The sequence below is a fragment of the Gordonia sp. UCD-TK1 genome, assembly GCF_001691435.1.
Taxonomy (GTDB): Bacteria; Actinomycetota; Actinomycetes; order Mycobacteriales; family Mycobacteriaceae; genus Gordonia; species Gordonia hongkongensis.
This window is the reverse complement of the sequence record NZ_LZMP01000029.1, coordinates 40,254-46,728: the sequence shown is the minus strand read 5'-3', so window position 1 is coordinate 46,728 and position 6,475 is coordinate 40,254. Positions and strand designations below refer to the sequence as shown.

Annotated in this window: 5 protein-coding genes and 2 rRNA genes; 4 read left to right on the top strand and 3 right to left on the bottom strand. The window is 66.8% G+C overall.

Annotation, left to right across the window (positions count from 1 at the left end):
- Window positions 1-228, top strand: a 23S ribosomal RNA gene (locus A9310_RS16630); the annotation flags it as partial.
- Between the two features lie 114 nt (window positions 229-342).
- Window positions 343-459, top strand: a 5S ribosomal RNA gene (gene rrf, locus A9310_RS16625).
- Between the two features lie 56 nt (window positions 460-515).
- Here the strand turns inward: rrf and A9310_RS16620 are convergent.
- Window positions 516-2,381 carry an NAD(P)/FAD-dependent oxidoreductase gene (locus A9310_RS16620; protein ID WP_065631573.1) on the bottom strand — a complete coding sequence of 622 codons (1,866 nt, stop codon included), beginning with the start codon at window positions 2,379-2,381 and terminating at the stop codon, window positions 516-518.
- Between the two features lie 155 nt (window positions 2,382-2,536).
- On the opposite strand from A9310_RS16620, the gene A9310_RS16615 reads away from it, so the two are divergent.
- A complete protein-coding gene (locus tag A9310_RS16615; RefSeq protein ID WP_065631572.1) occupies window positions 2,537-3,796 on the top strand; it encodes a helix-turn-helix domain-containing protein in 1,260 nt (419 codons plus the stop codon).
- Between the two features lie 11 nt (window positions 3,797-3,807).
- Here A9310_RS16615 and A9310_RS16610 read toward each other — a convergent pair whose 3' ends face one another.
- Together A9310_RS16610 and A9310_RS16605 are read right to left on the bottom strand one after the other, a co-directional pair.
- A complete protein-coding gene (locus A9310_RS16610; RefSeq protein ID WP_065631571.1) occupies window positions 3,808-4,494 on the bottom strand; it encodes a response regulator transcription factor in 687 nt (228 codons plus the stop codon).
- Complete coding sequence (locus A9310_RS16605; protein WP_065631570.1) at window positions 4,491-5,663, bottom strand: sensor histidine kinase; 1,173 nt, start codon at window positions 5,661-5,663, stop codon at window positions 4,491-4,493. The genes A9310_RS16610 and A9310_RS16605 overlap by 4 nt, the downstream gene beginning before the upstream one ends.
- 159 nt (window positions 5,664-5,822) lie before the next feature.
- Here A9310_RS16605 and A9310_RS16600 point away from each other — a divergent pair, with 159 nt between their 5' ends.
- The gene (locus A9310_RS16600) at window positions 5,823-6,464 is read left to right on the top strand and encodes a universal stress protein (RefSeq protein ID WP_065631569.1); all 642 of its coding nucleotides are present in this window, start codon (window positions 5,823-5,825) and stop codon (window positions 6,462-6,464) included.
- Window positions 6,465-6,475 lie beyond the last annotated feature (11 nt).

The following is a 6,475-nucleotide window of genomic DNA, read 5'->3' as shown; positions in this document are numbered from 1 at the left end:
GACGAACCTCTGGTGTGCCAGTTGTCCCGCCAGGGGCACTGCTGGTTAGCTACGTTCGGAAGGGATAACCGCTGAAAGCATCTAAGCGGGAAGCCTGTTCCAAGATGAGGTTTCTCACCCCCTTCGCGGGGTTAAGGCCCCCCACAGACCATGGGGTTGATAGGCCAGAACTGTACGCACAGCAATGTGTTCAGGTGACTGGTACTAATCGGCCGAGGACTTACCAACAACACCCACAACATCACCAAACACGGTTTTGGTGTGTTCGCATCCACTATGTACTTCTGAAACAACACACAACAAACAAATAAACACTGTTGTGTGACAGTTGTTTCACAAAGTTACGGCGGCTATAGCGGAGGGGAAACGCCCGGCCCCATTCCGAACCCGGAAGCTAAGCCCTCCAGCGCCAATGGTACTGCACCCTAATCAGTGTGGGAGAGTAGGACACCGCCGAACACAATTTCAGAAAGGCCCCGCAACCCTCGTGGTTGCGGGGCCTTTCTCATTGGTGATCAGCTCAGGTGGTGGACGTCCGCCAAGCCGTATACGGGCGTGGGGATTCCTTCATATCGCGCCTTCAGCTGTAGCGCGAGATACAGCGAATAGTGTCGCGATTGGTGCAGATTTCCGCCGTGGAACCACAGGCCCGGTTGCTGGGTGGGCTTCCACATGTTCCGCTGCTCGCCCTCCCAGGGGCCCGGGTCCTTGGTCGTCTCGGAACCGAGTCCCCACACCTTGCCGACACGGTCGGCGACCTTTTGGCCCATGAGGTCGGCGGCCCAGCCGTTCATCGATCCGTACCCCGTTGCGTAGACGACCACGTCGGCGTCGATCTCCGTCCCGTCGGCGAGCACCACCGAATTCTCGGTGAGGTGGTCCAGTTGACCGTGGACCAGCTTGATCGTTCCGTCGGCGATGAGTTCGCTCGCGCCCACGTCGATGTAGTAGCCGGATCCGCGGCGTAGGTACTTCATGAAGAGTCCGGAGTCGTCATCCCCGAAGTCGAGCTGAAAGCCGGCCGCCTCGAGGCGTTCGTAGAAGTCCTTGTCCTGCTCGCGGATCTGGTCGTACACCGGTACCTGGAACTGGTGCATGATCCGGTAGGGCAATGAGGCGAAGGTGAGATCCGCCTTCTTGGTCGTCATTCCGGAGGCGACCGCCTCCTCGCTGTACAGGGAACCGAGGGCGATCGACCGCAGCGAGTCGGATTTCACGATGTGGGTCGAGGAGCGCTGCACCATCGTGGCGTCGACGCCGTTGTCCACCAGCGCCTTGCAGATGTCGTGCGCGGAGTTGTTGGAGCCGATGACGACGACCTTCTTGCCGAGGTAGCCGTCCGGTCCGGGATGTGCGCTCGAGTGGTGTTGCTCGCCGGCGAACACATCCTGCCCGGGGACCGAAGGGACGGCAGGTTTGCCGGACATCCCGGTCGCAAGGACCAGCTGCGTCGGATGGAGCGTGAGGCGCTCATCGTCCCGGTCGACCTCAACCGTCCACCGTGACTCGGCCTCGTCGTACTCGGCGGACAGACACGTCGTCTTGCTCCAGTACGGAACCTCCATGACCTTGGTGTAGAACTCGAGCCAGTCGCCGATCTTGTCCTTGGGTGCGAAGACCGGCCAGTTGTCGGGGAACGGTAGGTACGGGAGATGGTCGTACCAGACCGGGTCGTGCAGGCACAGTAACTTGTAGCGTTTGCGCCACTGGTCCCCGGGACGGTCATGGCGATCGACGACGACCGACGGCACGCCGAGCTGGCGGAGTCGTGCGCCGAGCGCGATACCGCCCTGCCCGCCGCCGATCACGAGCACGTACGGTTGCGCCGACCGTCCGAGCGACAGTTCCTCGTCGGCCTTCTTCTCCGCCCAGGAACGGGTGTCGGGGTCGGAACCGTGCACCGCCCCGAGCGGTCGATTCGGGCCGGCCGACTCCTCGTGTCCCTTGAGTTCCTGCATCGTCGTCAGCAGCGTCCATGCCTTGTCCTCCCCGGCGTCGCGCCCGCCACCGTCGGTGCCGTCGTCGTCGCGACGGATGCGCAGGTGTCCCTCACACCGTCCGACGGCGGTCTCGAACGCGATGAACGCCGAGACGACGCCGTCCCCGTCGTCGGTGGCCGGTTCAGTGGTGGTGAAGTTCGATGGCCGGGTGTCGGCGAGACGCGCGGTCAGCATGTCGGCGATCTGCTCGTGGCCCTCCACCGTCTTGATGTTCCAGGTGAATGCGGTCAGGTCGCGCCAGTAGCTGTCGGTCAGAAACGCGTTCGTCGCGCGGGCGATGTCGTCTGCGGCGAGTGCGGATTCGAACTCACGCAGCCAGGCGTCCATCCGCTTCTGCGGGGTGCGGTCGAGATGGACCAGCGGTTCCAATGTCTGAGTCATGATGCCTCCTCGAGATGTGCCCCGCGAACGTGATGTGGAACACAGCGGGTTGTGGACAGCAGACGCCCCGGTGCCGGGTGGCGGCAAGGGTTGCAGGGGGTTGCGAGGGGCGGGGTACGTTGTCGTCGTCTGTGACGTGACGCACAATCGAAGAGATGAACGCTTACGAGTCGGCCTCCGAGCTGGAGCCCGCGGTGCACGCCGGCGACGATCCGCGCGAGTTCGCGTCCGTTCTCAGCGCGGTTCACGACGCGGCGATGTCGGGCGGGCGCATGCCGGCGCGTCCGCGCAGCGTCATCGACGACTCGTGGCAGCGACTCCGACGTGCCGGTCTCGACCCGGACGTGGACTGCGCCGGGGAACGGACGCTTCAGCTCGAGGAGCTCGAAGAACGCCGCCGACGCTCCGGCCTGGCGGAGGTCGTGGACGAGTTGGCACGTGGCCTCGACTCGCTGATCGCCGACGGTGACAACATCCTGGTCGTCTCGGATGCCGACGGGCACGTGCTGTGGCGGAGCGGGTCGTCGAAGGTGCTCACGCGCGCGGACACTCTCGGATTCGTCGAGGGTGCCGACTGGGCCGAGGGCTCGGTGGGGACCAACGCGATCGGTACGGCACTGATGTCCGGTCGTTCGGTGCAGGTGTTCTCGGCCGAGCACTTCGTGCGCAGTCATCATTCGTGGACCTGTACCGGTGCACCGATCAAGGACCCGCGGACCGGTGAGATGTTGGGGGTGGTCGATGTGAGTGGTCCGGCCGCCACCATCCATCCGACCACCTTGGCGCTGGTGCATGCGGTCGCCCGGCTGGCCGAATCACAACTACGCGAGAGCCACCACCGACGACTCGATTCGTTGCGGGCGGTGGCCGCGCCGATCCTCGCCCGCATGCCCGGCCCGGCGTTGGCGGTCGACACCGACGGGTGGGTCGCCGCCGTGGACACCGTGTCTCCGCGATCGCGACTGATCCTGCCGCCGCGGCTCGGCCCCGGCCGGATCTTCGTGAATGCGCTGGGGGAGTGCGACGTCGAGGCGTTGCCCGGCGGATGGTTGGTGCGCGTCGCGGAGACCTCGGACGCATCCACCACACGGGTGATCGTGCGGGTACCGCCGGACGCGTCGGGTCTCCGAAATGTCGAGGTCACTGTCGAAGGCGCGAGCGGTGCCTGGACCCATCGCTGTTCGCCCCGGCACGGCGAGATCCTCACCCTCCTGGCGCGACGGCCCGGCGGCGTCACCGCGGCCCAGATGTCGATGCACCTGTTCGGCGTCGACGACCGGACGGTCACAGTGCGGGCCGAGATGTCCCGGCTGCGCAAGCACTTCGGTGGTCTGCTCGTGGCGGGCCCGTACCGGTTCGTCGACGGGGTCGACGTCGAGGTGATCGCCCCTGAGATCACCACCGTGCACGACTGATCTACACGGGCTCAGTCGTACTCGGCGACCACGAGCCCACGGTCGAAGGCGTATACGATCGCCGCCGCCCGGTCGCGGAGATCGAGCTTCGTGAAGATGTGGTTGATGTGGCTCTTCACGGTCACCTGCGAGATGCCGAGCGCCGCACCGATTTCCGCGTTCGTACGGCCGCGGGCGATCAGGCGGAGGACATCGGTCTCGCGATCGGTGAGCCCGGGTACGGTGCTCACCTGCTCACGACCCGACCGTCGGAAACCGTGGAGAACGCGTTCGGTCACCGCCGGATCGAGGAACGCGCCGTCGCGAACCACCGCGCGGACCGCCCAGATCAGCGCCTCGGCCGGCGAATCCTTGAGGACGAATCCGGCAGCTCCGGCGCGCAGGGCACGGGACAACAGGGCGTCGTCGTCGAAGGTCGTCAGGATCAGCACCGGCGGCGGCACCCGCAGGGTGCGCACCATCGTGGTGGCGGTGATGCCGTCGACGTCGCGCATCCGCAGATCCATCAGGACGATGTCGGGCCGGTTTTCGGCGATCCCCGCGAGGACTCCGGAGCCGTCCGCGCACTCACCCACGATGTCGAAGCCGTCGCGCAGGCGCAGGATGCGACGCAGGCCCGTACGGATGAGCTCCTGGTCGTCGACGAGGAGGACCCGGATCGGGTCGGTCGCGGGATCGGTGGGTGCGGTCGTCGTCATACGGGCGCCCCCGCGGTGATCGGTCGCGACGGCAGCGTCGCGTGTACCGACCAGGAGCCTGCGCGATGTGATGTGTGGAGCGTGCCGCCGAGCAGTGCCGCGCGCTGGGTCATTCCCTCGATACCGGTGCCGTCGCATTCTCGAGGCCGATCCTCGGTCGCCGGGTTCTCGACCGTGAGAGCCACTGCATCGGCCACCGACACCGAGACCGAGGCCTGCTTGGCCACCGAGTGTTTGACGACGTTGGCCAGGGACTCCTGGGTGATCCGATACAGCGCCGCACCGACCGGACGTGGCAGCTCGGTGAGGTCGCCGACGAGGCTGAAGTCGATGTCGACGCCGGCCTTGCGGTAGTCCTCGACGAGCCGGACGAGGTCTCCGGCGCCCGGTGACGGGGCCGTCGTTCCCGTCGGCTCGGTCGTCCCCAATACGTGGACGATGGTGCGGATCTCGGTCATCGCCTGTCGGCCTTGGCGTTCGGCGTCGGAGAGTGCCTCCAGTGCCTCCTCGATGTCACGATCCTGTTCGAGCACGCGACGGGCGCCGGTGACGTTGAGCATGGTGATCGACAGGGAATGCGCGATGACATCGTGGATCTCGCGGGCGATCCGCTGTCGTTCGTCGCTCGCGGCGCGGTCGGCACGCTCGGCGAGCACCCGGGCCCGGTTGTCGGCCAGACGCTTCTGGATCAGCATCATGTAGCCGATCAGCCAACCGCACGCGACGCCGAGCGCGTAGATGGCCGGTGACTCGAGACCGCCGACGGCGCCGAACCACACGATGACGGCGAGGCAGGCCGCCGTCACGATCAGTCCGCCGGGAAGGGGATACATCGCGGCGGCGATCGCCGCCACCAGGACGAGTTGGAGTGGGGCGGCGTCGGTGGGCGTCGGGACCATGAGGAAGCAGACCGTACTGGTGATCACCGCAGAGCACGGGTACGCGGTCGGCGGCAGGGTCAGGTCGAGCACCAGCGAGAGCACGGCGAGGACCAGAGCCGCGATCACCCACCCGATCTGATCGAACGGGAAACGTTGTGCCGTCGACACCAGTGTGACCACGACGCTCGACGACAGGATCACCGCGGGGTACAGCGGCGGGTAGTCGCCGCCCGCCCGTTCGATCCGCCGGCGCAGCCCCGCGCCCATCTCCGCTGTGAAGACCGTCACCGTTCCAGGATAGTTCCGCAGAACTGCCGAACGTCCGCCTCACGGTGGATTCCGCTGTCCACCCTGGGGTGGAGAACCGGTCAACCCGCGGGATGGCGACTCGGGACGATGGCCTCCATAACGTTGTGAGCAGCGAAATCGCCGACCGAGGAGGACATCATGAGCACGCTGCGGACACGACCCCGGCGCTGGGAGCGCCTCGAGACCCGACCAGGGCCGACAGATCCCGCCCTGGCCCCGCCGATCGACGCGCGCGGCGTACCGGTGCCGGGCCACGCGGGGTTCGGCCGTCCGGTCGTCGTCGGAGTCGACGGGACCGACGCCTCACTGCGTGCGGTGAAGGTCGCCTTTCGACTGCTCGGCGATTCCGGCGACCTGATCCTGATCTGCGCCACGCGGCGTCGTCGGAAAGAAGCGAGCACCACGCTCCACGACGCCCTCAAGGACGAGTCCTATCTGCTTTCCGGTCAGGCGGGAGTCGACGAGACCCTGCGGACCGCCGCCGAACTCGCGAGGTGGCACGGTGCACGGACGGTGTCGACCATGAGCGAGGTCGGCGACCCGACGTCGGTCCTGCACCGGGCAGCCCGACGTGTGGAGGCCGGCGCCGTCGTCATCGGAACCGGTGGGACACGACCGGGCTGGATCGCCCGACGTCTCGCCGGACGCCTCGACGCCGACGTCACCCTGATCGTCACCGACGGGTCGGTCCATCTGCGCCGACGGGCGGCGCGGGTCGACGATGTCCGCGACACCAGTTGGACCTTCCCCTGGCCGGCGCCCGCACCGCGACCCGTGTAGCAACGGCCGCG

Coding starts and splice junctions, on each gene's coding strand:
- A9310_RS16620 (WP_065631573.1), bottom strand. CDS start 2,381: ATGACTCAGACATTGGAACCGCTGGTCCATCTCGACCGCACCCCGCAG.
- A9310_RS16615 (WP_065631572.1), top strand. CDS start 2,537: ATGAACGCTTACGAGTCGGCCTCCGAGCTGGAGCCCGCGGTGCACGCC.
- A9310_RS16610 (WP_065631571.1), bottom strand. CDS start 4,494: ATGACGACGACCGCACCCACCGATCCCGCGACCGACCCGATCCGGGTC.
- A9310_RS16600 (WP_065631569.1), top strand. CDS start 5,823: ATGAGCACGCTGCGGACACGACCCCGGCGCTGGGAGCGCCTCGAGACC.